The following is a 21,723-nucleotide window of genomic DNA, read 5'->3' on the forward strand; positions in this document are numbered from 1 at the left end:
AATTTTGTCGGAAATGAGGCTATGTTATGAATGAAAAGCTAAAAATAGTAGTAGATGCAATCGATTTTTACCACGCAACATACTCAGAGGATGCTTGTATCATCGTAGCAGACACGGAAAAAATTATTGCTTATAAAGAAGGAAAAAAGGTTCGTCTCCCGATTAAGGTTGGACAGCTTGTTGACAATTATAAAGGAACGACCTCGATTAAAGCACTATACTCAGGGCAATATTTACGAGAGGAGCATGGACCAGAATTATTTGGCTTTGCTTATATTGCGACAGCGCAGCCTATCAAAGACAATGGGCAAGTAGTTGGCGTTGTAAGCGCAATTATTTCCAACGAAAAAATAGAGGGTATCCGAACGTTAGCAACTGATTTGTCAAGCACAGTAGGCGATATGACGACAACAAACCACTCCTTAACAAAAGCGAGTGATGATGTCGTAGTGCGTCTTGATGAGCTATCAAGTCTTTCAGAAACGATGAATGAGGATATCCAGCAAATTAATACAATCGTGGCATTCGTTAAAGATATTGCGGTTAAATCAAGAATTCTCGGCTTAAATGCTTCGATTGAAGCGGCTCGCTCTGGTGAGCATGGACGCGGCTTTGCGGTCGTGGCAGCTGAAATTCAAAAAATGGCACAAAACAGTACAGAAAGCGCGGAGGAGATCGCACAGCAATTAGAAAAAATTAAAGCATCCATCGACCGCGTCAATTTATCAACGAGTGAAATCGTTGCATTTACAGAGCAGCTATCCTCTAGCATTGAGGGCTTTGATGGTGCCTATAAAGATATCGACAATACAGCAAGCAAGCTGTTGGACATTAGCAAATATTGACGGAGGCACACAATGAGGCAATTTCACAATGAGCAATTGACCGTTTATATGAGTCAGCTCTTTAAAACAACTTCCACCGTTATTGCAACAGCAGATTGCATTATCTTAGTTGATCCGACTTGGCTGCCAGCAGAAATCGCCACAATTCAAGCTGATATCGCTAAAATACGCAATGACCGACCACTTTACTTGCTTTTTACACATTCGGACTGGGACCATATTCTCGGCTATGGAGCATTTCCGGAGGCAAAGGTCATTGCAAGTGAAGCGTTTCAGCAGCGCACAGACAAGGAGCAAATCGTCGAGCAAATTCGCACATTTGATGATAATTATTATATTGATCGTGCTTATCCATTGCATTATCCAACTGTCGATATTGAGATTACTGAGGATGGACAAACACTGACAATCGGTGCTACGAAGCTTACTTTTTATTTGGCAAAAGGGCACACGAATGATGGGCTATTTACAATCGTCGAACCGCTCGGCATTTGGATTGCAGGTGATTATTTATCAGATGTAGAGTTTCCATATATTTATGATAGCAGCTATGCATATGAGGATACGTTGGGCAAAGTGGATCATATATTACAGCGACATGCTATTCATTATTTAATTCCAGGGCATGGGCATATGACAATGGACAAGGCAGAAATGACAAAGCGCCAGCAGGATGCCCTTGCCTATATTCAGCAATTGCGCCAATGCATTTTACAGCAAAAAGAGAGCGACTATTTAATTACCAATTACGCTTATCCACGTAATATGCGAGCATTCCATCAAGCAAATATTCGCTTGATGAAAGAAGAGCAGAAGACTGTTTAAAATAGGCTTAATGAATGTTATTAACATGGCACTAGTTCAAAGTGAGCTGGCTCCTTTATCTGAGGAAATGAATATTTATGTATCGAACAAAGATTGTGCTGTACGTGCAAAAGGGGAGAAAATCGACATTTTAGGCAATGTCTATTTAATGTCCCATTCAAAGATTCAGAAATTGGCTGAGACCCTGTAGTTGTAAGATTCACTTCTTGAAGGTCATTAGAGCGTGCTTTGAACAATTGCTGTCAAAACACGCTCTTTTCTTTAAAGCCACACTTATTAAGCAAATCATTTAAGAAATAGCTACTCTACAGCTTAACCTTCCCATACACACCGCCACCACCAGCTTCAAACGCTAGCTGTCCAGTGCGGGCAAGGATAATTTTTTCCGCTAATGGCTGCGCTACAATTTCCATTAATTGTTCAAGCGTTGTGCGATGCAAAATATTCATTTCAGTACCGAAAGCCGTTAATAGCTTGTCCAGCGTCTTTTTACCTAGACCAGGAATAAATTCTAAAGGCACTTGATGAATATAGGGTGGGCGCTCTACTGGAGTAAAAGTAGCGCTAGAAAGCTGCTGAATGCGTGTCGCTACACCACGCACGATATGCTTGCTATGGCAAAATGGACAAATTTCAGCGCCTTCTGTCACAGCCTTGCCACAAGCCGCACAAACCGTTTCATGATATTTCCCTAGCAACGGATGCAAGCCATAATTTGATGCGATGGCTCGACCATTCTTACGATGTAGCGCCAGTCGCAATTCCTCAAAATTAGCTGCCTCCATCTGTATTTTTTGGTATTCACGTGCGATTTTGCCAAGCGAATGCGCATCTGAATTCGTTACAAACGTATAGGGAGCTAATTCCTCTATGCCGCGTACCATATCCGTATCAGCGCTTAGTCCAAGCTCAATGGCATCGATAATTGCAGGGTCAAACACTTCTGTTAAGCTCTTTTTAACCCCTTTGCCATATAAGCTTTTAAAAGGTGTGAACACATGTGCAGCAATAAATAGCCCATTCAGTTCAGCGACTTTTTGCTGCAATGTTTTCGCATCACAATAAATGCGCTGTGAGCTAAGATGAATATTTTTCATATGCTTACTTAACCATGCTGAAAAAGCCTGCATTGATTGCAATGTAGGCAAATAAGCAAGCACATGAATAGGTCCATGACAATGACTATCGTAAATTTCAAGCTCGGAGCCCATAATGAGCGTTGTCTTTTCATAGAGTAAGCCACCCTGTGCTAATTCGGTCATTTTTCCTGTTCGCACATGCTCCTCCAGCTCCTCCAATACCTCTGGGCTATGACAATCAATAATGCCTATCATATCAAGCCCTTTATTGGCACTTGCTGTATGTAATATATTAGAAAGGGTTAATGTGCGACTTCCCGTAATTTTGACAGCACGCCCGCTATGCGTTCGTCCAATATGAATATGTAAATCCGCATAATAATCGTTCAATGAAAGTCCTCCTTGCGACAATTTTTATTATTATTTCCACACATGTCTCTACCTATTCTAATATAACATAATTAGCGCAGCATTCTCCTGAGCTGGCGGACTTCCTTTGTAAGTTCCTCCATTTGCTCATGTAATTTTGTCATTTCAGTCGATGAAAAATTTTCTTCTTTTTGCTGCTCTAATGCCTTTAATTCAAGTCCTTCTGCAATGGCAGATAAAGCGTAGCCTAATACTGTTATAACTGTGCCGAGATAAGCAAGTCGATCAATTTGAATATCCGTACTTTCTGCTGATTGCCCAGTTTTTTTCTCTTTGCTAGTCATCTCCATCACTCCTTCTTACACTAGCCTATGAATAGTAAGCGGAAAAAGTGAATACATACATAAAAGGAAAGAAATCTTTGATAAGCAGAAATGGAGGAAATAGCATGGCAAAATTATTAACAGCAATGCAAAAGCATTTAGCAGCTGCACGACATCATCTGCACTGTATGGAAAAGGAGCAGCAAAAGCAAAATAAAAAGCGCTTTTTGTACGAGCTTCAAGCTTTCCAAATATCAATGACAGCAATATTAAGCACTGCAAAGGAGTACAATAAACGCATTTATAAAAAGCAGCTTGTGAATTTGTCGCATAAAGCTTTTTTTCAAGCTATTAAAAAAAAGCATATTATCGAGCGACCAATGGCTGAGAAAATTGAAATGTCAATCAACTTGCAGGCAGTTTATGCGATAAAAAGAAATAATAAATTTGATGCTCGGACAGGCTTTTATCATAAAGAAAGACCGAATGATTCCATTGTTAAGCTAGGCACGTGCTATGTGCAGGAAGTGCAGCAAGTCGTTTTTAGTATAAATGATGCAGGAATAAGCCAAAAATAAAAATTTCAACTATTTTTTCTCAAAATTGTACATGCTATACTATCTAAAAGGAGATGACTAGCATGAAAAAAATGATGCAAGGTATATTGGCAATTTTATTTTTGTCAGCAATTATCATCCCATCTGCACAAGCCGCAGAGGAACGTGCCATCAAAGCAGAAATTGTTACAACAGATAGTATTGCTATGCGCAATGCTCCTATGAAAACGGGCAAAACATTAGCGATTATACCAAAAAATACAAAGCTGAGTGCAACTGCTCGCAGCGGTGATTGGTATAAAGTTTCCTATCAAAAGCAGGTAGGCTGGGTGCCGATTGATTATGTGACAAAATATGTAGCACCAAAGGCGAGCGCAAATCCAACTACTACAGCACCAAAGGGCAGTAGTGCAACGGTCAATCCAAAAGCTCCAACTTCCTTTCAAAACTGTACAGAGCTGCGCGTTTATTATCCTAAAGGTGTAGCGCAAGGACATCCTGCCTATGCCTCGAAGCATGACCGCGATAAAGATGGCTGGGCTTGTGAGAAAAAGTAGTCTAGAGCTTTAATTAAAAACAGTGTGAAATGCTATGATTTCACACTGTTTTTCCTATAATACATCTTTTATGACAGTAAAAAGGGCATCCCTTGGTATAATGACAGGAATATTTAGTTTGTCCTGAATCCTCTCTTTCATCGTATGTGAATAGCCCATACAATCAAGAATTAAAAGGTCAGCTCCCTGTGCCTCTAATTTTTGAGCTGTCATGAATAGGTGCTGCTCATTGAAGTGATACGGTGAGCTTGCGGCAAAGGAGACATTAAATTGTGCCTTTTGCCATTTAGCACAGACGCTATTTTGTTGTTCAGGCTCAGGGCCAATCAAGCCAAGATGTAGGCTAGGGTGAATGCCCTTGATTAAATGTGTCATAAAATGGTCAGGCAGCAATAAATTTTTTCCTGACAATTTATTAGCGAAATCACCTGTGCACATTAGTAGAATCCATTGAAAATTCGACAAATCATGAATGCGCTTTTGAATATAGGGCATTAGCTTTTGTTTGCTCAGCTTCACTTGCTCGCCGCTTGTTAATAATGTAACAAGCATGTCCTCGTCATTTGAGGTAGGGGCGAGTGTGTTAATTTCATCTAAGGTAAGTAAGTCTAATACGCCAAATTCAGTTATGTCTAATCCAGCATCTTTTAATTTTATAATGTCTGAAGCCATATCCTTACGTGGTGCTTGACCGATTGTGACAACTGCAATTTTCATATTTTTCATTTGACATACTCCGCTTCGTAATATTTTATCCCATTGACATATGTTTGTAATACTTTTGCTTCCGTTTCGAAAATAGGGTGTGACCAGACGACAAAATCGGCATCCTTTCCTTTTTCCAGTGAGCCGATTCGATGCTGTAGGTGGACGAGCTTTGCTGCATGTAGGGTAATGCTTTTTAAAGCTGTTTCTTCATCTAATCCATAGCGAATCGCTTCAGAGGCGCAATATTTTAAATATTGTATAGGGACAAATGGATGGTCTGTCATAATGGCAAAGGGAATTTGCTTATCTTGAAAAATTTTAGCGATAGCAGGTGTTGAATGGCGCGTTTCATATTTAGAAGGTGTCAGCATATAGGGACCAACAGTGGCATTAAAGCCGCTAGCCTTCACTGCATCGACAATTAAATGACCTTCTGTGCAATGCTCTAGATGAAGCTCCACATCAAATTCCTTTGCGATACGAATTGCTGTCATAATATCATCTGCGCGGTGGCAATGCAGACGCAATGGCATAACTCCACGCAACACCTCGATAAATGGACGCAATTCTAAATTATTGTCAATGTGTATATTTTGCTGCTCTTCATCTAATTGCTTCGCACGCTGGAAGCCATCCCGTAAAATTTGTGCGATTGCCATTCTTGTCATCGGCTTGCGCTTGTACTGATTGCCAAAAACATTTTTAGGATTTTCACCTAAAGCGCCTTTCAAGCCACTGCGCTCTACAAGGACACGCGATTCAAGTGTTGGGCCTGCAGTTTTTAAAATGCTCCAAATACCACCAATGACGTTGGCACTACCTGGTCCTGTTTGTACTGTTGTAACGCCACCTTCAATAGCATGCTGGAAGGAGAAGTGTCGAATATCGACGCTATCGAGTGCGTGCATTAAAGGGGTAAAGGGCTCACTATATTCGTTTGCATCATTAATATCCTCCGTTACTTCAGCCCAAGTTCCTACATGTGCATGAATATCAATGAGCCCTGGTGTGACGACAGCTCCTTGTAAATCAACGGGTTCGGCATGTGCAGGAATGTCGAGCGCTTTACCTACATAAGTGATAATGCCATCCTCTACCCAAAGCTGTTCAACAACATCGTTATGTTCATTTGCTGTGACAAATTTTGCATTGTGATAAATCATCATATGAGAGCACCTGCTTTCTGGCTATACACTTGCTGTCCTTTAATAAAGGTCGCAATGACTTGGGCATCTAAATCTAAAGGATGCTTATTCCAAATAACAAAATCAGCAAATAAGCCATCACGAATTGAACCCGTCATATTTTCAATGCCTAAAAATTGTGCAGCACCAGTTGTTAACGCATAAAGTGCATCGGCACGTGATAAGCCTTCACGCACAGCTAAGCCTGCCTCAATGGCTAAATGTGTTGCACTGCTCGTAGGGTGATCTGTGCAAAAGACAAAGGGCGTATTCATCATAGCAAGCTGTTGATACAGCTTTGGTGAGAGTGCCATCATTTCATTGTGCTCGATATAGCGAAATACTGGGCCTGCAACGACTGTATTCCATTTAGCCTGCTCGATAAAGGAAATTTCTGTTGCATGAACAATATGGAATTTATAGTGAAATTCCTTTTGCAAACGCTGAATCAGCTCAATATCGACTGCTTTATGTGCACGAATCATTATTTTCTTAATTGCTGGCTCCTGCTGTTGAAGCTGCTGCAATGTATCTCTTAAAGTTTTAGCGATACCCATGCGCGTTAAAGGCTTTTTCGTCGCATTAAAAAATGTATGCTTTGCACGGTGACCAATGGAAAAGGTAAAAGCAATATTGTTATCAATGACCATTTCATCAACCGTTGTATGTGTGTGATGTACAACGGCAGTCTTTGCCCCAATTAAGCTTTTAGGGGAGGGGACAATGTGCGAGGCAGTAATGCCATGTTGAAGTGCCTTATTAAAAGCTGTGTCAAAAGGGTAAATGCCGTCAAGCACAGAATAATGTAGATTGCTTTCCATTTCAAAGCTATCGTCACCTTCCCAACGAATGCCAATCTCTTGCAAGCCGATTTGTGAGCAGCTATCAATAAAGCCTGGTGTCACATAGCAATTTGTTAAATCAATTGCTGGCGTATCTGATGCGGATGGTGCTGTGAAATATTGCTTATGCACTTCAAAATCAATTTTTTCAAAGGTGCGTGACTGGTAGTTAAATACAAGCCCGTTTGTATAGCGAGTCATTAATGAATTCCTCCTATTTAAATAGAGAAGATATTTTCTCTGTATTTGAATGAACAAATGGGGCTGCCCTGAAAGGAATTTCTTTCTGGACAGCCCCATTTTCTTATTCCCGCAGTAGGGGAATCAAATATAATTTATTTAGAAATTGAAACGTTTGTCCCATTTGGATGTACAATTTGCACTGAGTTATCAGGTGATACTTCGAAGCCTTGTACTTTTTTATTAATCGCTGCAACAGCCTCTGTAGCTTCTAGCTCAATACGTGGTACATCAGCCATAATAAGCTTTAATGCTTCTTTATAAATTTCTGCACGCTCTTCTTGTACAACTGTTTCTGAAACAGCACGAGCTAATAGGGCATCTACCTCTGGATTGCTGTAGCCTTTACCATTGCCAAGAGCCCCAATTTGATTTGTGCTGAATAGTTGGTATAGGAAGAAGTAGGGGTCTGGATACCATGTCCATCCACCAATATTCATCGGCGCATTGCCTTTCGCAACCATGTCGCTATAAGTACCCCATTCAACAACTTTAATTTCGACATCAATGTTTAAGTTATTTTTCAATTGACTTTGGAAAATTGTTGCGTATGGAACACGCGCTTGTGCTGCATAAATCTCTGTTTTGAAGCCATCTGGATAACCAGCCTCCGCTAAAAGCTGCTTCGCTTTTTCTGGGTCATATTTTGGCACAAGGTCAATTAATGATTCATCGTAGCCCCATGAGCCAGGTGGTAACGGTAAATAAGATACCTCGCCGCCACCCCATTGGTTTACTCCAGAAATAATTTCCTCGACATTTGTAGCCATATAAATCGCTTCACGTACGCGCTTATCCGCTGTAGGACCAACCTTGTTATTTAAGTCTAAATAAACAATAGATAGACCAGCGTTCGTTAATAACTCAAGATTGCTATCTTGTTTAACAATTTCGCGGTTTTGTCCTTTAACATCCATTGCGATATCAATATCACCTGAACGTAGGGCATTTGTTAGCATATTTTGATCAGCGATAAATTTCATTGTTAATTTATCAAGATGAGGCTTTTCACCCCAGTATCCATCGTGGCGTACTAGCTGTACTTCTTGGTCCTTTTTCCATTCAGTTAATTGGAATGGGCCTGTGCCAATAAAGTGCTCAGAGAAATTATCGCCCCAGCCCTCAACCTCTTCTTTTGGAATAATAATATTCCCTGCGTCTGTTAACATCGCTAATAACGCTGCATTCGGTGTAGCTAAATGAATTTCTACTTCATAATCAGAAACAACCTTCACTTCTGTTACACCATTTAAGCGATTCATAGCAGATTCCTTAGCAGAGCGCTCTAATGAATATTTCACGTCCTCTGCTGTCATTTCACGGCCATCTTGATATTGACCTTTTTGGAATTTAACGCCTTCACGTAGCTTAAATGTATACACAAGCATATCATCAGATACGCTCCACTCTGTAGCTAATGAAGGAATAACCTCAGATAAATCTTTGTTATAAACAACTAATGTATCAGCCATTTGACGTATAACTTGAGATTCATAAGCACCCGTGTATTTGATAGGGTCAAAGGTTTTCGCATTCGCTGAAAGACCGACGCTTAATGAACCACCTGCTGTTACTTCACCAGCTGCTTCTCCATTTGCTTCCTGTTCCTTGTCCGCACCTTTATTATCTCCACCACATGCAGCTAACACTGAGATGACTAGTGCAAGAATTAATAGTAAGAAAGACTTTTGATGAAAAGTTTTCTTTGACATTGTATTGCCCCCTTTAATTTTTGTTTCACAATATGAACCTATGATTCAAAAATAGGTTTGAACTAAAGTTAGCACTTCGTAAATAAAAAGTAAATAAAAAATATTAAAAAATTTCAGAAAAATATTTACAAACAAAGTTCGTTAGGTGTAGTATATGATTATTCACAATATGAAACAATGTTTCTAATAACGAAAAAGGAGGTTTGGGAAAGTGGGGTCATTTATTTTAAAAAGGTTAATTAATTTAATTCCTACATTGTTAGTAGTAGGCATCATCGTCTTTGTCATTACAAGAATGATTCCTGGTGATCCTGCATCTGTCATGCTTGGCCCACAAGCCAGTGTAGAGGATGTTGAGAACTTACGAGAGGAATTGGGGTTAAATAAATCTTTGCCATTGCAATTTGTTTCATATATTGCAGACTTAGCACAGCTAAATTTAGGCTACTCCTACTCTTATAGTGAAACGGTTTTCAGTTTAATTGCGGAAAGATTTCCAAATACGGTTATTCTCGCTATTGCCGCGTTACTAATTGCTGCGCTCATTGGTATTCCAGCAGGGATTTTAGCAGCGAGAAAACAAAATACAATCATTGATTATATCGTTATGTTAATTTCTTTAATCGGTGTTTCGATGCCAATCTTTTGGCTAGGGGTCATGTTAGTTTTATTCTTTAGTGTTAATCTCGGCTGGCTACCAGCGACAGGGATGGGCAATATAGAAGAGGGGCTTTGGCCATTTGTAAGGCATTTAATATTGCCAGCATGTGCCTTAGCAACAATTCCAATGGCTACCTTTGCACGTATTACACGCTCTAGTATGCTGGAAGTAATTTCACAGGATTATATAAAAACAGCTCGCTCGAAAGGGCTGAAAGAATATTTAGTTATTGGCAAGCATGCATTTAAAAATGCTTTAACACCTATTTTAACGGTGTTAGGTATGCAAATTTCTAATTTATTGGGCGGCGCTGTTTTAACAGAAACTATTTTTAGCTGGCCTGGTATGGGTCGCCTGATTGTTGAGGCGATTGATAAACGTGATTTTGTCGTCGTACAAGGAACTGTTATTTTTATAGCCTTTATTTTCGTACTAGTGAATTTGATTGTTGATGTGCTTTATAAAGTAGTAAATCCAAAAGTAAATTTAGATTCGAATGGAGGGAAAAAATAGCTATGGCTCAAGCGATAACAAATGATGCGAAAAAGAAAAAAAATACATTAGTTCGCAAACTATTAAAAAACAAGCTAGCATCAATCGGTTTAATGATTGTAGCTTTTATGACCGTTGTAGCTATTTTTGCTCCATGGATTGCAACACATCCACCAAATGAAATGGCTGTTGGTAAAGCATTTCTACCTATTAACACGGATGGACATTTGCTTGGCACTGATAACTATGGTCGTGATTTATTTAGTCGCCTTGTGTACGGTGCGCGTATTTCCATTGTGGTAGGGATTGCTGCCGTATTATTCGGTGCCGTATTTGGCACGCTGCTTGGGTTAGTAGCAGGCTATTTTGGTGGTCGCTTAGACTCTATTATTATGCGTACAATGGATGGCTTGTTTGCATTTCCTTTCATTTTATTAGCGATTACATTAATGACGGTTTTAGGACAAGGTTTATTCAATGTTATTGTAGCAATTGGCATTGCCAATATTCCCGGATTTGCGAGGCTTGTTCGTGGACAGGTGCTTAGCGTGAAGGAAGAGGAATTTATTGAAGTAACACATTCATTAGGTGCGACACACCGCCGCATTATTTTCAGTCATATTTTACCGAACTGCTTAGCGCCATTAATCGTATATGGCACGATGAGCACAGCTGGTGCAATTATTTCGGAGGCAGCATTAAGCTTTTTAGGCTTAGGAGTTCAGCCACCTACCTCTTCCTGGGGAAGTATTTTAAAGGACGGTAAGGATTTCTTAGTATTAAATCCTCAAATGGCAACATTTTCGGGAATCTGTATTTTAGTCACAGTATTAGGTATTAACTTATTAGGAGATGGCTTGCGTGATGCGCTTGATCCAAAAATGAAGGTGTAATGGGGAGGTGACAGTATGACAGAACAATTACTTGATGTAGAAAATTTGACGGTAGAATTTAAAAGCAGCGGGACAACGATGAAAGCAGTGAACGGTGTCAATTTACAATTGAACAAAAAGGAAACGCTCGGCATTGTAGGGGAATCTGGCTCAGGTAAAAGTGTAACAGCAACTGCTTTAATGCGATTGATTCCAGCACCACCAGGGAAAATAACGGATGGCAAAATTTATTTTAATGGACGCGATTTAATGCAGCTATCTGAAAGGGGGATGCGCGAGATACGGGGAAATGAGATATCAATGATTTTCCAAGACCCCATTACAAGCTTAAACCCTGTGCTGACAGTAGGAAATCAAATCGTTGAGGTTATTCGTGCACATGAAAGGCTCTCTAAAAAAGAGGCGAATATCAAGGCTGTAGAGATGTTGAAGATGGTAGGTATTCCTGAGCCTGAAAAACGACTGAAAATGTATCCTCACGAATTTTCAGGTGGGATGAGGCAGCGTGTCATGATCGCGATTGCACTCGCCTGTAATCCAAAGCTGTTAATAGCAGATGAGCCAACGACAGCACTGGATGTTACAGTGCAAGCACAAATTTTGGATTTAATGAAGAAATTGCAGCAGGAGCATGATACAGCAATCATCATGATTACCCATGATTTAGGCGTCGTCTGGGAATTATGCGACAAAGTAAATGTGATGTACGCTGGACGCACTGTAGAATCCACAACGACGAAGCAATTATATGAAGGCTCGCTACATCCATATACGTGGGGGCTACTTGAATCACAAATTACGATGGATACACATGGACAGCAGCGATTGCCTGCCATACCGGGAAGTCCACCAGATTTAACGATGCCAATTAGCGGCTGTCCCTTTGCAGCAAGATGCCCTTTAGCAACGGAGCTTTGTCATACAACAGCACCTGAATTAGTGGAAGTAAAGGACCAGCATTTTGTAGCCTGTCATTTGCAATCGAAGGAGCAAATTATCCCGCGTAAGGAGGGGATTTTTAATGCAGCAAAATAAAGAGCTCGTATTAAAAGTAAGCAATTTAAAAAAGCATTTTCCAATTAAAAATTCGATTCCTTTTAAAAAGGTAACACAGCATGTCAAGGCAGTGGATGGTGTTAGCTTTGAGCTATATAAAGGAGAAACATTAGGCATTGTTGGGGAGTCCGGCTGCGGCAAATCAACGGTTGCACGCCTAATTAATCAACTGATTGCCCCAACGGAAGGAACGGTGGAGTTTCAGGGCGTCGATTTAGCTAGTTTAAATACGTCGGACATTCGCTCAGCACGTAAATCGATTCAAATGGTCTTTCAAAATCCATATGCATCGCTCGATCCAAGAAAAACGATTGAATACTTAATTGCAGAGCCGATGGTGATTCATGGAATTGGCGATGAGGCGGCAAGGAAAAAGCGCGTAATAGAGCTGCTTGAAACAGTTGGCTTAAGCGATTACCATGCAAAGCGTTACCCACACGAATTTTCAGGCGGTCAAAGACAGCGTATTAATATTGCGCGTGCGCTTGCTCTAAATCCAGATATTGTCGTATGTGATGAGCCGGTTTCAGCACTGGATGTATCTGTTCAAGCGCAAGTGATTAATTTACTAAAGGATTTACAAAAAGACTTTGGGTTGACCTATATTTTTATTTCGCACGATTTAAATGTTGTGAACTATATGTGTGACCGCATTGCTGTTATGTATTTAGGCAAAATTGTTGAGATGGGCACATATGAGGAGATTTATAGCAATCCACAGCATCCATATACACAGGCACTATTATCAGCAATACCGAAGGAAAATCCATTTGATACAAAGGATCGCATTATTTTATCTGGCGATGTACCTAGCCCTGTGAATCCACCGAGTGGCTGTGCATTTCATAAACGTTGCCGCTTTGCGATGGAAAAATGTGCGCAAATTCAGCCACAGCTAGATTCATTGACAGATACACATCAAGTATCCTGCCATTTATTTGAACAAACAAAATAACTAATAGCGTATAAAGGAGAATGTAATATGTCGTTAAAATATGTAATGGAAGTTTATGAGTTAATGGATAGTATTCATGTAAGTGGAGAGGTAGTGAAGGACTATTTACATGCAATTAACCCCGATGTGGAGATAACCGTTCAAACAATTGAGGGGGCAAAAGGCTCTACTGATTTTGTGAAAGTTGTCGTAAAGGGTAAAAACGGTAAATCGTCAGGTGGCATTGCACCAACGTTAGGTATTATTGGACGTTTAGGAGGCATCGGCGCAAGACCAGAGATGACAGGCTTCGTATCGGATGGCGATGGCGCATTAGCCTGCATAGCAAGCGCAGCGAAGACAATCGATATGGCTTTAAAGGGAGACCAATTAGAAGGCGATGTTATTTTCACGACACATATTTGTCCGATAGCGCCAACTTTACCACATGACCCAGTGCCTTTTATGGATTCACCTGTAAATATCGGTGTCATGAACCAGCACGAAATTGATCCAGATATGGATGCCATTTTATCGATTGATACAACGAAGGGAAATCAAGTTTGTAACCATAAAGGCTTTGCGATTACACCAACTGTTAAAGAAGGCTATATTTTAAAAATTAGTGATGATTTACTGAATATTTACAAGCAATCTACTGGTATTGCACCTGTTGTATTACCGATTACAACACAGGATATTACCCCTTATGGAAATGGTTTGTTCCATATTAATAGTATTTTACAGCCAGCAGTGGCAACAACGAGCCCTGTAGTTGGGGTAGCCATTACAACCGAGACAGCGGTTGCAGGCTGTGCAACAGGTGCTACACATGTTGTGGATGTAGAAGGGGCAGTGCGCTTTTCTTTAGAGGTGGCGAAGGTCTTCGGTGTGAATAAATGTAGCTTCTATGACAAAGAGCAATTTGAGTTAATGGAAAAGCTATATGGCAGCATGCATCATTTACAAACGAAAGGTAGCGAGGTATGAGGGTATGGAAAATATACATGATTTAAAGCTTCGATTAATTGATGAAGTGGAAAATAATAAAGAAGAGTTACTGGATTTATGCTCAAAATTAATTCAAATTCCAAGTGTCAACCCACCTGGTGATACAACGGAAATTACAGCGCTTATTGAAAAGTATTTAAGCGATGTCAATATTGCCTATGAAAAATATGAATCTGCTGATAAAATGTTTAATTTAGTAGCGAAAATTGGCAATGGTGAGGGCAAGGAGCTCGTTTATTGTGGACATACAGATGTCGTCCCAGTAGGCGATTTATCGAAATGGGATTTTGACCCGTTTTCAGGTGAGATAAAGGATGGCTGGATGCTAGGTCGAGGCGCTAGCGATATGAAAACAGGGCTTGCGGGTATTATTTTTGCAGTGAAAATGCTGAAAAAATTAAATATCGAGCTACCCGGACATCTGACATTAGCTATCGTGCCAGATGAAGAAACAGGTGGGGAGTACGGTGTACCATGGCTTTTAGAGCGAGGCTTAGTAACGGGAGATGGCTGTTTAATTGCTGAGCCATCATCCTACTTAAACCCTACAATAGGACAAAAGGGCTCCTATTGGTTTGAGCTTGAAACGCGCGGTGAGCCAGGGCATGGTAGCTTATCACCGTTAGCTGGGAAAAATGCGATTGTTGATGCGATTCACGCAATTGAGGAAATTCGTACATTATGGGATGTGAACATTCAAATACCTGAAGAGGTGCAGCCTTTAATTAACGTTTCCAAAAAGTATATGCGAGAGGTTGAAAAAGACCGCTTGAAATATCAAGAAGTTTTAGAGAAAATTACTGTGAATATTGGTACAATAGAAGGAGGAACAAAATCTAACGTTATTCCTGATTATTGTAAAGTACAAGTCGATTGTCGTTTACCATTTGGTATTACACAGGAAGAAGTAACAGCCATTTTGACAGAGAAGCTAGATGCGTTGAATATCGATTATTCGATAAAGCGCTTTGGCTTTAAAAGTGTCGCAAACTATACTTCTGCTGAGGACCCAGTATGTAAAGCGATTGTAGATAATATTTCGCTCGTGACAGGTCAAGAGGCATACGGTGTCATGCAGTGGGCAAGCAGTGATGCACGTCATTTTAGACAATACAATATACCAGTCCTACAATATGGACCTGCGTATTTGCCAAGCATTCATGGCTATAATGAAAAGGTACAGGTTGATGCGATCATACGCTGTGCTAAAGTGTATATTGCTGCGGCAATTGATTTCTTGTACAACAAGTAAGAGAGAACGTTCTCTCTTACTTATACAAAAGGAGCTGTCTGAAACTTTCTGGCAGCTCCAATATTAATCGTATAAAAGGGTGAGAGAAATGTTAAAAACTCTAAATTTATCAATTGCTGTGTTAAGAATGTTCACAAAGGAAAAGCCAACTTGGGGTGGTCGAGAGTTAGCTGTTGCAATGGGTTTAAACCATACAAATTTATATCGAATTTTAGAAACCTTTGAGATGAATGGATTTATAACAAAGGACCCTGTGACGAAAAAATATTCGCTAGGCATTGCACTTTGGGAGCTAGGAATGAATATGTACGATTCTTTAAACATCGACCAATTATGTATCCCTATTTTAGAAAATTTGCAAAAGGAAACAGGTGAAACAGCGATTTTCACCGTTTTAAATGGCTTAGAGGCATTAACGTTGTTAAAGGTAGAGCCTGAAAACAAAGTGAAATTTTCTGTATCGCGTGGCAGTAGAACACCGCTATATGTGGGAGCATCCTACCGCTCTATGCTTGCTTATTTAACGGAGGAGCAAATTTCACAGGTAATTGATCAGCCGCTCATTGCTTATACAGAGAGAACGATGATAGATGCCAAGGAAATACGACAAGAGCTAGAAAATATTCGCATAAATGGCTATGCAGTGAGCCAAGGAGAATACACGGTAGATGTATTAGCAGTTGCCATGCCTATTTTTAATAGCAATCAACAAATTGTCGCATCCGTTACGGTTTCAGGCCCTTTATATCGTTTTACAGAGCAAAAAATTGGTGACGTTATCGAGCCATTAGCTCGTACGAAAAAAGAAATTGAATCCATTATTGGTCGCTATCATTTGAATTTCAATTAAGGAGAAGGATGCCATGCAGCATTTACATAACATCGCATTAAATGTTTTAACGGGTAATCTACAAGTTCAACCAACAGAAACTTTGCTAATTTTAACAGATGTTCATCAGCAAGAGATTGCCAAAATCTTTTATGAAGCAGGCTTAACAATAACGAAAAATACGCTATTTGTTGTGATGCCATTATTAGAAAAGTCAGGACAGGAGCCGCATCCAGCAGTGACCGATTTAATGGCAAGCACTGATGTAACGCTTTGCGTAACGTCGCACTCCTTAACACATACAGCCGCTCGAAAAAATGCCTGTGAAAAAGGTGGTCGAGTAGCGACAATGCCAGGTGTGACATTATCTATGCTAGAGCAGGGAGCACTACATGCAAATGCGGAGGAGATTGAAACACTGGTAACACATTATGTACAGCTTCTTGATGCAGCATCAGATGTGCGCATTGTAAAGGATGGATATGAATTAGCGTTTAGCATTGCTCAGCGCAATGGAATTCCATCTACTGGCATTGTGCGTAATTCAGGTGATTATGGCAATATTCCTTCAGGCGAATCGTATATCGCACCAATTGAAACATCGGCAAATGGCGAAATATTAATTGATGGGTCAATTGCTAATATCGGTGTATTACAAGAGCCGCTGCTGTTGAAAATTCGCAATGGACGATTAGAGGATGCCATCGGTCCTGATGGAGAAAAGCTCTTATCCTTACTTGGTGAAGGGAATGGACGCATTATTGCGGAGTTTGGTATTGGTGCGAATAAGAGCGCTATTCTTTGTGGCAATGTGTTAGAGGATGAAAAAGTTTATGGCACAATTCATATTGCCTTTGGCAGCAATGCACCATTCGGAGGTAACAATAAAGCCGATGTTCATATCGACTGTGTTGTCAAAAATCCAACTGTTTATTTAGATGGCAAAGAATTAATAATGTAAAAGCAGGAAGAAATATTTGTACTTTAAAGCATTGCTTTAAAGTATTTTTTTATGGCTAAGATTTTTATTTTTTCGCTGCTTATAGGCAATCCATGTTGTTTTTAATGACGCATAGCTACCGATTGCAGCATAGCCATAAAACCAGCCCATAAATATGCCTGCCACTAAGTAATGCTTATGACTAATAAAAATAGAAATGAGCAACCCGATAATTAAGGCAACGGTTGGCACCCAAAACGGCTTTATATGAAAGAGCTTCTTGCAAAGCTGTGTCAATAACATCGTTGCAGGAACAGCAATAACGGCATCCCAAAAGTTTGTATGAATAAGCGGAAAGTGAGCCATTTGTACACCTCATTTAAATCATTTTCATATTATGATGTCGTAATATGCTTTTTTCATACGAGGCAATTTATAGGCTAAAAATAGCGGGATTGTACTGGCGCGCATTTGATGATAAACAAAAGCAGCAAATCTTCCGTAAAGGAGATACAGTTGATGATGCAGAACTATTACAGCAGGAGCTACAAGTTTTTACACGGCAACACCTCATAGACTATAGCAGTGGTCGTTTCGCTCATAAAACTTATAGAAAGGCGGAAAGGATATGAATTCTTTTGCATTAAGGCTGTTAAAAATTTATGTTTTATTGCTGGCAGGGCTTTTTGGCACATTTGTATTTATTGGGAATTTAATGGACTATGGCTCAAATGAGCAGTTCGTCAAACATGTTTTGTCGATGGATACTACATTTGAAGAAAATGCATTAATGTGGCGAGCGATTACAAATCCAGTCATCCACACAATAGGCTATTGGCTGCTTATTGTTGCAGAAGCTATTTTCAGTTTTCTTGCTATTTTCGGCGCATATCAAATGTTTAAACAGCGCAAAGCCTCTGGTGCTGCTTTCAATGCCGCTAAAAAATTTGGCTTCTATGCATTTATCGTTGGATTTTCCATTTGGTTTTTAGGACTTATCGTGATTGGTAGCGAGTGGTTCGCGATGTGGCAGTCACCTATTTGGAATGGCAAGCAGACCGCTATGGATATTACAGAGGTTTGGATAGGCTTTGTCATTTTACTAGCTTTAAAGGATGAAGATTTAAAGGCTGCATAATTGGAGAGAACTAAAATCAATAGGCTGTTGGGAAATTGCGATTTCTCAGCAGCCTTATATCACTTTTCTAAGTTAACGCATCGTTTTTTTGACTTGCTTTAATTCATTGATGATATAATCTATCTGCTTTTGTAAATCATCTACATCCTTAGATTGATTTTGATATGGCGCGCTCTGATTATTCGATTTCTCTAGTGCTCTTAAAGCCAAGCCTGCTGCAACAGCACTTAGTCCGTCACCAAGTGCAGCAATTGATGCCCCAATATAGGCAAGTCTTGCTATTTGAATATCCGTTAGCTCCGAAGATTGATTTCTGTTATTTTTATAATCATTCATGTCAAAAACCTCCTTGAATAGCATAGTGATGAAAGGCTCAACTGTATCCTATGAATTCAAGAGAAGAAAAGTGACACTAGAGAGGATTCAGCAGTATTATTTGCTGTGTTGAAAAAGCTTCTCCTCTAGTAAAGTTAAAGCGCCCGATATTGCCTCCACATCCTCTGGGGATACGCTATGAAGCAGCTGTGAAAAGTTCTCTTCAATGCTGTTAAAGACATCTGTCATCATTTTGTCTCCCTCCAATGTAAGACGAATCACCTGCTTTCGGCGATCAGCTTGGTCATTTGTTTTTTCAATAAGCTGTCTTTCCTGCAATTTCCGTAATTCACGGCTTGTATTTGGCAAGGACATATGCAGGCAATCGCTAATTTCCGTTGCGGTTACCGCCTGACTAACTTTAATATACTCCAAAATTTTATATTGGAGTGCTGTAATATGGTCAAGCTTAACATTTTGCGTTAATGCTTGTGTCACTTGATGTAAGTTAGTAGTAAAAGCTACAAATTGCTGAAATAAATGATGTTTGTCCAACTATTTTCACCTCTTATTTATCAAGATAGCAAATAGCTTATCTGAAAACAATTATCATTTGACAACTATTGTCGTCATGCTCTATCATTTTATTATCAAATGATAAGTAATGGAGGCTATATATGAATACGTTAATTATCTATACATATCCAAATCATCAAAGCTTAAACTATGCCTTTTTGCAGGAGACGCTCAAGGGCTGTCAAGAAAACCCTGCCATAACCGAAATCCAAGTGCTTGATTTATATGAGGAACAATTTGATCCGAGATTAATCTTCCATGAGCAAAAGCGCCGACGTGATATGTATCGTGACCCACAGCTAGAAAAATATCGACAGCAATTAACATGGGCAGATAAAATTATTTTTATTTATCCCATTTGGTGGGGCAGACCACCAGCGATGTTGCTAGGCTATATCGATCAGCTTTTCGCAGCAACCTTTGCGTATCGGGATAAAAAAGGCTTATTTCCTGAAGGCTTGTTGAAAGGTAAATCGGTCGTCTGCATTTCTACAATGAAAGGCCCAACGCACTATCCATTATTATGGCTACACAATGCACATAAAATCATGATGAAAAGGGCACTATTCAATTTTGTTGGAATCAAGCGGGTGAAGTTTTTTGAATTTGGCAATATGGAAAGCAAAAAGGGAGGACAGCAGAAAAAGCTTGAAAAGGTGTATCGATATTTTCGGGAAATACTGTATTAGCCTATATCCAAAGTGAGTAAGAACAAAAAAACCGGCAAAAAATTGCCGGTTTAGGGGTAATAATCAGCTTATTTTGTACCGTTTTGGTTGCGATTATTAGCAAATTTACCAGAAGCTTGTTGCTTGTTCGTTTCTGCTTTTTGAACTTGTTGCTTCACTTCGTTTACATCAGTTTCTGTACCAAACTCCTCGTTCATTGGGTTTGGAGTGTTTTGATTAAAGTTTTGGTTATTATTTTTTGGCATGGATTTCACCTCCTGAGATTTATTTTGTTCAAAGAAATTTTTATTATGCGTAAATTTTTAAGATGAAAATTATGGCATTGTCAGCCGAAGTTAGGTTAAAATAAATATTACTCGAAATTCGCCATTATAGTTAAATGGTTTTAGGTTATAATAAGGCTGATTAAAAGGTAAAATTAAATGAAGTTTTTTACATAAATAATGATCATTTATTTCTTAAAATGTATAGAAGGGAGTTTTTCATGGATATCGAAGTACTTAAAAACAATATAAGTGAGCATGGATGTTATTGCATGAGAAGTATGAAGAAGTCTGATGGATACAAACAAAAAATAAAATGGACAGAAGAAGAAACTAAAAATGGTCTAGTGTATCTTCAGTTAAAAGACAAATACAGTGGAAAGCAATTAGGTTTTATAGAATATGCACCTGAAGAAGCCTCATGGCGAGTTGTGCATGCAGAGAATTATTTAGTGATTCATTGTTTATGGGTTGGGGAGAGTAGTTTGGGTCTTGGCTCTCAGCTTATTCAAGAGTGTATTGATGATGCAAGAAGCCAAAATAAAAAAGGGGTAGTCGTCGTGACAAATCCAGATACAGGCTGGGCTCCTTCAAAAGACATTTTTATTAAAAACGGATTTATACAAGTGGATAGTGCACCTCATTCCTTTGAATTATTAGTGTATAAGGTGCGAAGTGAATACGAGAATCCTTATTTTCCAAATAACTGGAATGAGCGTTTGGCTCGTTTCAATCAAGGGTTAACTATATTACGTACCAACCAGTGCCCTTATCTAGATGTATCAACACAAAATGCTATTGAGGCTGCTAAATCTTTAAATATTGAACCAAATATTATTAATATAAAAAACCGTTCAGAAATGATGGAATTCTCTCCAACGCCCTATGGTGTCTTTAATGTGATTTTTGAGGGGCAATTAATCTCTTTTCATAGAATGACACCTCGTTCATTTGCAAAAAGATTAAGGATGAGCACACCTAGCTAGGGATAGCATGAATAGAAACTAGTTGTCTCAATCATAAACATTTATATATCCAGGTTTTTAGCAAATAAAATGAAATATCAGGCCTGTTGATTAGCCTTTATTTTACAGAAAACACCTAAGAATTCGTTGATTTTCGTTGCGGAGGGACGCTTTCCGCGGGTGCGGCTTCAACTAATTTATTTTGGCAAATGCCAAAATAAATGGATTTTCAGCTCGCACGCTTTCCGCTGGAGTCGCCACCCTCCACTTCAATCAACGAGTGTGTGCCTAATAAAAGCGTTTCTCCCTAAAAACACGCCAATTAATAGACAATATTTACATAATGATGAGATCAATCAATTAGCCCTTTTTAGGGCTAATTGATTGATTATGTGCGCCCAGCATGCGCATGAACTATAGGGTGCAAGTCCCGAACCCCGAAGACAGAAGTAGAGGTTAGCCAAGAGC

The 21,723-nt window shown here is 39.5% G+C and carries 26 protein-coding genes and 1 pseudogene; 17 read left to right on the plus strand and 10 right to left on the minus strand.

All coding sequences use genetic code 11. The features are described 5' to 3' along the window. Window positions 1-26 precede the first annotated feature (26 nt). The 3 genes and pseudogenes from M3Z76_RS01555 to M3Z76_RS01565 form a co-directional block, all read left to right on the plus strand. Window positions 27-845 (plus strand): methyl-accepting chemotaxis protein, encoded by an 819-nt coding sequence (locus M3Z76_RS01555; RefSeq protein ID WP_293919797.1) that lies wholly within the window; start codon window positions 27-29, stop codon window positions 843-845. A 12-nt stretch (window positions 846-857) separates the two neighbouring features. Next, window positions 858-1,670, plus strand: a complete 813-nt coding sequence (locus tag M3Z76_RS01560) for an MBL fold metallo-hydrolase (protein ID WP_293919795.1) — start codon at window positions 858-860, stop codon at window positions 1,668-1,670. Window positions 1,671-1,692: 22 nt separating this feature from the next. Further along, window positions 1,693-1,860: pseudogene (locus M3Z76_RS01565) on the plus strand (cyanophycinase); the annotation flags it as partial. A gap of 115 nt (window positions 1,861-1,975) precedes the next feature. On the opposite strand, the gene M3Z76_RS01570 reads toward M3Z76_RS01565, so the two are convergent. Together M3Z76_RS01570 and M3Z76_RS01575 are read right to left on the minus strand one after the other, a co-directional pair. Continuing rightward, on the minus strand, window positions 1,976-3,139 hold the full coding sequence (locus tag M3Z76_RS01570) for an endonuclease Q family protein (RefSeq protein WP_293919794.1): 1,164 nt from the start codon (window positions 3,137-3,139) through the stop codon (window positions 1,976-1,978). 71 nt (window positions 3,140-3,210) lie between these two features. After that, complete coding sequence (locus M3Z76_RS01575; protein WP_293919793.1) at window positions 3,211-3,462, minus strand: translation initiation factor 2; 252 nt, start codon at window positions 3,460-3,462, stop codon at window positions 3,211-3,213. A 104-nt stretch (window positions 3,463-3,566) separates the two neighbouring features. Between M3Z76_RS01575 and M3Z76_RS01580 the strand changes: the two genes are divergently transcribed. Next, window positions 3,567-4,019 (plus strand): hypothetical protein, encoded by a 453-nt coding sequence (locus M3Z76_RS01580; RefSeq protein ID WP_293919791.1) that lies wholly within the window; start codon window positions 3,567-3,569, stop codon window positions 4,017-4,019. Between the two features lie 62 nt (window positions 4,020-4,081). Further along, window positions 4,082-4,555, plus strand: coding sequence for an excalibur calcium-binding domain-containing protein (locus tag M3Z76_RS19755; protein ID WP_363319813.1), 474 nt, complete (start codon window positions 4,082-4,084; stop codon window positions 4,553-4,555). 54 nt (window positions 4,556-4,609) lie between these two features. Here the strand turns inward: M3Z76_RS19755 and M3Z76_RS01595 are convergent, their stop codons facing one another. From M3Z76_RS01595 to M3Z76_RS01610, 4 genes are all read right to left on the minus strand, one after another. Further along, complete coding sequence (locus M3Z76_RS01595; RefSeq protein WP_293919790.1) at window positions 4,610-5,281, minus strand: AroM family protein; 672 nt, start codon at window positions 5,279-5,281, stop codon at window positions 4,610-4,612. Then, window positions 5,278-6,429 (minus strand): amidohydrolase family protein, encoded by a 1,152-nt coding sequence (locus M3Z76_RS01600; protein WP_293919788.1) that lies wholly within the window; start codon window positions 6,427-6,429, stop codon window positions 5,278-5,280. The genes M3Z76_RS01595 and M3Z76_RS01600 overlap by 4 nt, the downstream gene beginning before the upstream one ends. Continuing rightward, complete coding sequence (locus tag M3Z76_RS01605; RefSeq protein WP_293919786.1) at window positions 6,426-7,490, minus strand: amidohydrolase family protein; 1,065 nt, start codon at window positions 7,488-7,490, stop codon at window positions 6,426-6,428. The genes M3Z76_RS01600 and M3Z76_RS01605 overlap by 4 nt, the downstream gene beginning before the upstream one ends. A gap of 134 nt (window positions 7,491-7,624) precedes the next feature. Then, on the minus strand, window positions 7,625-9,241 hold the full coding sequence (locus tag M3Z76_RS01610) for an ABC transporter substrate-binding protein (protein ID WP_293919784.1): 1,617 nt from the start codon (window positions 9,239-9,241) through the stop codon (window positions 7,625-7,627). 211 nt (window positions 9,242-9,452) lie between these two features. Here M3Z76_RS01610 and M3Z76_RS01615 point away from each other — a divergent pair, with 211 nt between their 5' ends. The 8 genes from M3Z76_RS01615 to M3Z76_RS01650 all read left to right on the plus strand — a co-directional run bounded on the left by M3Z76_RS01615 (window position 9,453) and on the right by M3Z76_RS01650 (window position 17,330). Further along, window positions 9,453-10,415: an ABC transporter permease gene (locus M3Z76_RS01615; RefSeq protein ID WP_293919781.1), complete on the plus strand. Its 963-nt coding sequence runs from the start codon at window positions 9,453-9,455 to the stop codon at window positions 10,413-10,415. Between the two features lie 2 nt (window positions 10,416-10,417). After that, window positions 10,418-11,287 carry an ABC transporter permease gene (locus M3Z76_RS01620; RefSeq protein ID WP_293919779.1) on the plus strand — a complete coding sequence of 290 codons (870 nt, stop codon included), beginning with the start codon at window positions 10,418-10,420 and terminating at the stop codon, window positions 11,285-11,287. A gap of 15 nt (window positions 11,288-11,302) precedes the next feature. After that, window positions 11,303-12,322, plus strand: coding sequence for an ABC transporter ATP-binding protein (locus tag M3Z76_RS01625; protein ID WP_293919777.1), 1,020 nt, complete (start codon window positions 11,303-11,305; stop codon window positions 12,320-12,322). Further along, window positions 12,309-13,298, plus strand: a complete 990-nt coding sequence (locus M3Z76_RS01630; protein WP_293919776.1) for an ABC transporter ATP-binding protein — start codon at window positions 12,309-12,311, stop codon at window positions 13,296-13,298. Before M3Z76_RS01625 ends, M3Z76_RS01630 begins: the two co-directional genes overlap by 14 nt. Before the next feature lie 27 nt (window positions 13,299-13,325). Then, window positions 13,326-14,267 carry a DUF1177 domain-containing protein gene (locus tag M3Z76_RS01635; protein WP_293919774.1) on the plus strand — a complete coding sequence of 314 codons (942 nt, stop codon included), beginning with the start codon at window positions 13,326-13,328 and terminating at the stop codon, window positions 14,265-14,267. 4 nt (window positions 14,268-14,271) lie between these two features. After that, on the plus strand, window positions 14,272-15,540 hold the full coding sequence (locus M3Z76_RS01640; protein ID WP_293919772.1) for a M20 family metallopeptidase: 1,269 nt from the start codon (window positions 14,272-14,274) through the stop codon (window positions 15,538-15,540). An 88-nt stretch (window positions 15,541-15,628) separates the two neighbouring features. Then, a complete protein-coding gene (locus M3Z76_RS01645; RefSeq protein ID WP_293919769.1) occupies window positions 15,629-16,390 on the plus strand; it encodes an IclR family transcriptional regulator in 762 nt (253 codons plus the stop codon). Window positions 16,391-16,403: 13 nt separating this feature from the next. After that, a complete protein-coding gene (locus M3Z76_RS01650) occupies window positions 16,404-17,330 on the plus strand; it encodes an aminopeptidase (RefSeq protein ID WP_293919766.1) in 927 nt (308 codons plus the stop codon). 36 nt (window positions 17,331-17,366) lie between these two features. On the opposite strand, the gene M3Z76_RS01655 is transcribed toward M3Z76_RS01650, so the two are convergent. Next, complete coding sequence (locus M3Z76_RS01655; protein WP_293919763.1) at window positions 17,367-17,675, minus strand: hypothetical protein; 309 nt, start codon at window positions 17,673-17,675, stop codon at window positions 17,367-17,369. A 44-nt stretch (window positions 17,676-17,719) separates the two neighbouring features. On the opposite strand from M3Z76_RS01655, the gene M3Z76_RS01660 reads away from it, so the two are divergent. Then, window positions 17,720-17,941: a hypothetical protein gene (locus tag M3Z76_RS01660; RefSeq protein ID WP_293919761.1), complete on the plus strand. Its 222-nt coding sequence runs from the start codon at window positions 17,720-17,722 to the stop codon at window positions 17,939-17,941. After that, entirely contained in the window at window positions 17,938-18,447 is a 510-nt protein-coding gene (locus M3Z76_RS01665; RefSeq protein ID WP_293919759.1) for a DUF2165 family protein, read from the plus strand. Before M3Z76_RS01660 ends, M3Z76_RS01665 begins: the two co-directional genes overlap by 4 nt. Window positions 18,448-18,519: 72 nt before the next feature. Here M3Z76_RS01665 and M3Z76_RS01670 read toward each other — a convergent pair whose 3' ends face one another. Both M3Z76_RS01670 and M3Z76_RS01675 read right to left on the minus strand, forming a co-directional pair. Then, window positions 18,520-18,783 (minus strand): translation initiation factor 2, encoded by a 264-nt coding sequence (locus M3Z76_RS01670; RefSeq protein WP_293919756.1) that lies wholly within the window; start codon window positions 18,781-18,783, stop codon window positions 18,520-18,522. Window positions 18,784-18,879: 96 nt separating this feature from the next. Beyond that, complete coding sequence (locus M3Z76_RS01675; RefSeq protein ID WP_293919754.1) at window positions 18,880-19,317, minus strand: MarR family winged helix-turn-helix transcriptional regulator; 438 nt, start codon at window positions 19,315-19,317, stop codon at window positions 18,880-18,882. 122 nt (window positions 19,318-19,439) lie between these two features. On the opposite strand from M3Z76_RS01675, the gene M3Z76_RS01680 reads away from it, so the two are divergent. Further along, a complete protein-coding gene (locus M3Z76_RS01680; protein ID WP_293919753.1) occupies window positions 19,440-20,027 on the plus strand; it encodes an NAD(P)H-dependent oxidoreductase in 588 nt (195 codons plus the stop codon). Between the two features lie 68 nt (window positions 20,028-20,095). Here the strand turns inward: M3Z76_RS01680 and M3Z76_RS01685 are convergent, their stop codons facing one another. Continuing rightward, the gene (locus M3Z76_RS01685; protein WP_293919751.1) at window positions 20,096-20,281 is read right to left on the minus strand and encodes a gamma-type small acid-soluble spore protein; all 186 of its coding nucleotides are present in this window, start codon (window positions 20,279-20,281) and stop codon (window positions 20,096-20,098) included. A 230-nt stretch (window positions 20,282-20,511) separates the two neighbouring features. Between M3Z76_RS01685 and M3Z76_RS01690 the strand changes: the two genes are divergently transcribed. Continuing rightward, window positions 20,512-21,276 (plus strand): GNAT family N-acetyltransferase, encoded by a 765-nt coding sequence (locus M3Z76_RS01690; protein ID WP_293919749.1) that lies wholly within the window; start codon window positions 20,512-20,514, stop codon window positions 21,274-21,276. The last annotated feature ends 447 nt before the right edge of the window (window positions 21,277-21,723 follow it).

Source organism: Metasolibacillus sp., assembly GCF_025291715.1.
Classification (GTDB): Bacteria; Bacillota; Bacilli; order Bacillales_A; family Planococcaceae; genus Metasolibacillus; species Metasolibacillus louembei.

Excerpts from the sequence above, each read along its gene's own strand:
- M3Z76_RS01665 (WP_293919759.1), top strand. The coding sequence starts at position 17,938 with ATGAATTCTTTTGCATTAAGGCTGTTAAAAATTTATGTTTTATTGCTG.
- M3Z76_RS01560 (WP_293919795.1), top strand. The coding sequence starts at position 858 with ATGAGGCAATTTCACAATGAGCAATTGACCGTTTATATGAGTCAGCTC.
- M3Z76_RS01555 (WP_293919797.1), top strand. The coding sequence starts at position 27 with ATGAATGAAAAGCTAAAAATAGTAGTAGATGCAATCGATTTTTACCAC.
- M3Z76_RS01635 (WP_293919774.1), top strand. The coding sequence starts at position 13,326 with ATGTCGTTAAAATATGTAATGGAAGTTTATGAGTTAATGGATAGTATT.
- M3Z76_RS01625 (WP_293919777.1), top strand. The coding sequence starts at position 11,303 with ATGACAGAACAATTACTTGATGTAGAAAATTTGACGGTAGAATTTAAA.
- M3Z76_RS01650 (WP_293919766.1), top strand. The coding sequence starts at position 16,404 with ATGCAGCATTTACATAACATCGCATTAAATGTTTTAACGGGTAATCTA.
- M3Z76_RS01680 (WP_293919753.1), top strand. The coding sequence starts at position 19,440 with ATGAATACGTTAATTATCTATACATATCCAAATCATCAAAGCTTAAAC.
- M3Z76_RS01620 (WP_293919779.1), top strand. The coding sequence starts at position 10,418 with ATGGCTCAAGCGATAACAAATGATGCGAAAAAGAAAAAAAATACATTA.
- M3Z76_RS01605 (WP_293919786.1), bottom strand. The coding sequence starts at position 7,490 with ATGACTCGCTATACAAACGGGCTTGTATTTAACTACCAGTCACGCACC.
- M3Z76_RS19755 (WP_363319813.1), top strand. The coding sequence starts at position 4,082 with ATGAAAAAAATGATGCAAGGTATATTGGCAATTTTATTTTTGTCAGCA.
- M3Z76_RS01595 (WP_293919790.1), bottom strand. The coding sequence starts at position 5,281 with ATGAAAAATATGAAAATTGCAGTTGTCACAATCGGTCAAGCACCACGT.
- M3Z76_RS01640 (WP_293919772.1), top strand. The coding sequence starts at position 14,272 with ATGGAAAATATACATGATTTAAAGCTTCGATTAATTGATGAAGTGGAA.
- M3Z76_RS01670 (WP_293919756.1), bottom strand. The coding sequence starts at position 18,783 with ATGAATGATTATAAAAATAACAGAAATCAATCTTCGGAGCTAACGGAT.
- M3Z76_RS01610 (WP_293919784.1), bottom strand. The coding sequence starts at position 9,241 with ATGTCAAAGAAAACTTTTCATCAAAAGTCTTTCTTACTATTAATTCTT.
- M3Z76_RS01580 (WP_293919791.1), top strand. The coding sequence starts at position 3,567 with ATGGCAAAATTATTAACAGCAATGCAAAAGCATTTAGCAGCTGCACGA.
- M3Z76_RS01660 (WP_293919761.1), top strand. The coding sequence starts at position 17,720 with ATGCTTTTTTCATACGAGGCAATTTATAGGCTAAAAATAGCGGGATTG.
- M3Z76_RS01575 (WP_293919793.1), bottom strand. The coding sequence starts at position 3,462 with ATGACTAGCAAAGAGAAAAAAACTGGGCAATCAGCAGAAAGTACGGAT.
- M3Z76_RS01655 (WP_293919763.1), bottom strand. The coding sequence starts at position 17,675 with ATGGCTCACTTTCCGCTTATTCATACAAACTTTTGGGATGCCGTTATT.
- M3Z76_RS01630 (WP_293919776.1), top strand. The coding sequence starts at position 12,309 with ATGCAGCAAAATAAAGAGCTCGTATTAAAAGTAAGCAATTTAAAAAAG.
- M3Z76_RS01645 (WP_293919769.1), top strand. The coding sequence starts at position 15,629 with ATGTTAAAAACTCTAAATTTATCAATTGCTGTGTTAAGAATGTTCACA.
- M3Z76_RS01600 (WP_293919788.1), bottom strand. The coding sequence starts at position 6,429 with ATGATGATTTATCACAATGCAAAATTTGTCACAGCAAATGAACATAAC.
- M3Z76_RS01690 (WP_293919749.1), top strand. The coding sequence starts at position 20,512 with ATGGATATCGAAGTACTTAAAAACAATATAAGTGAGCATGGATGTTAT.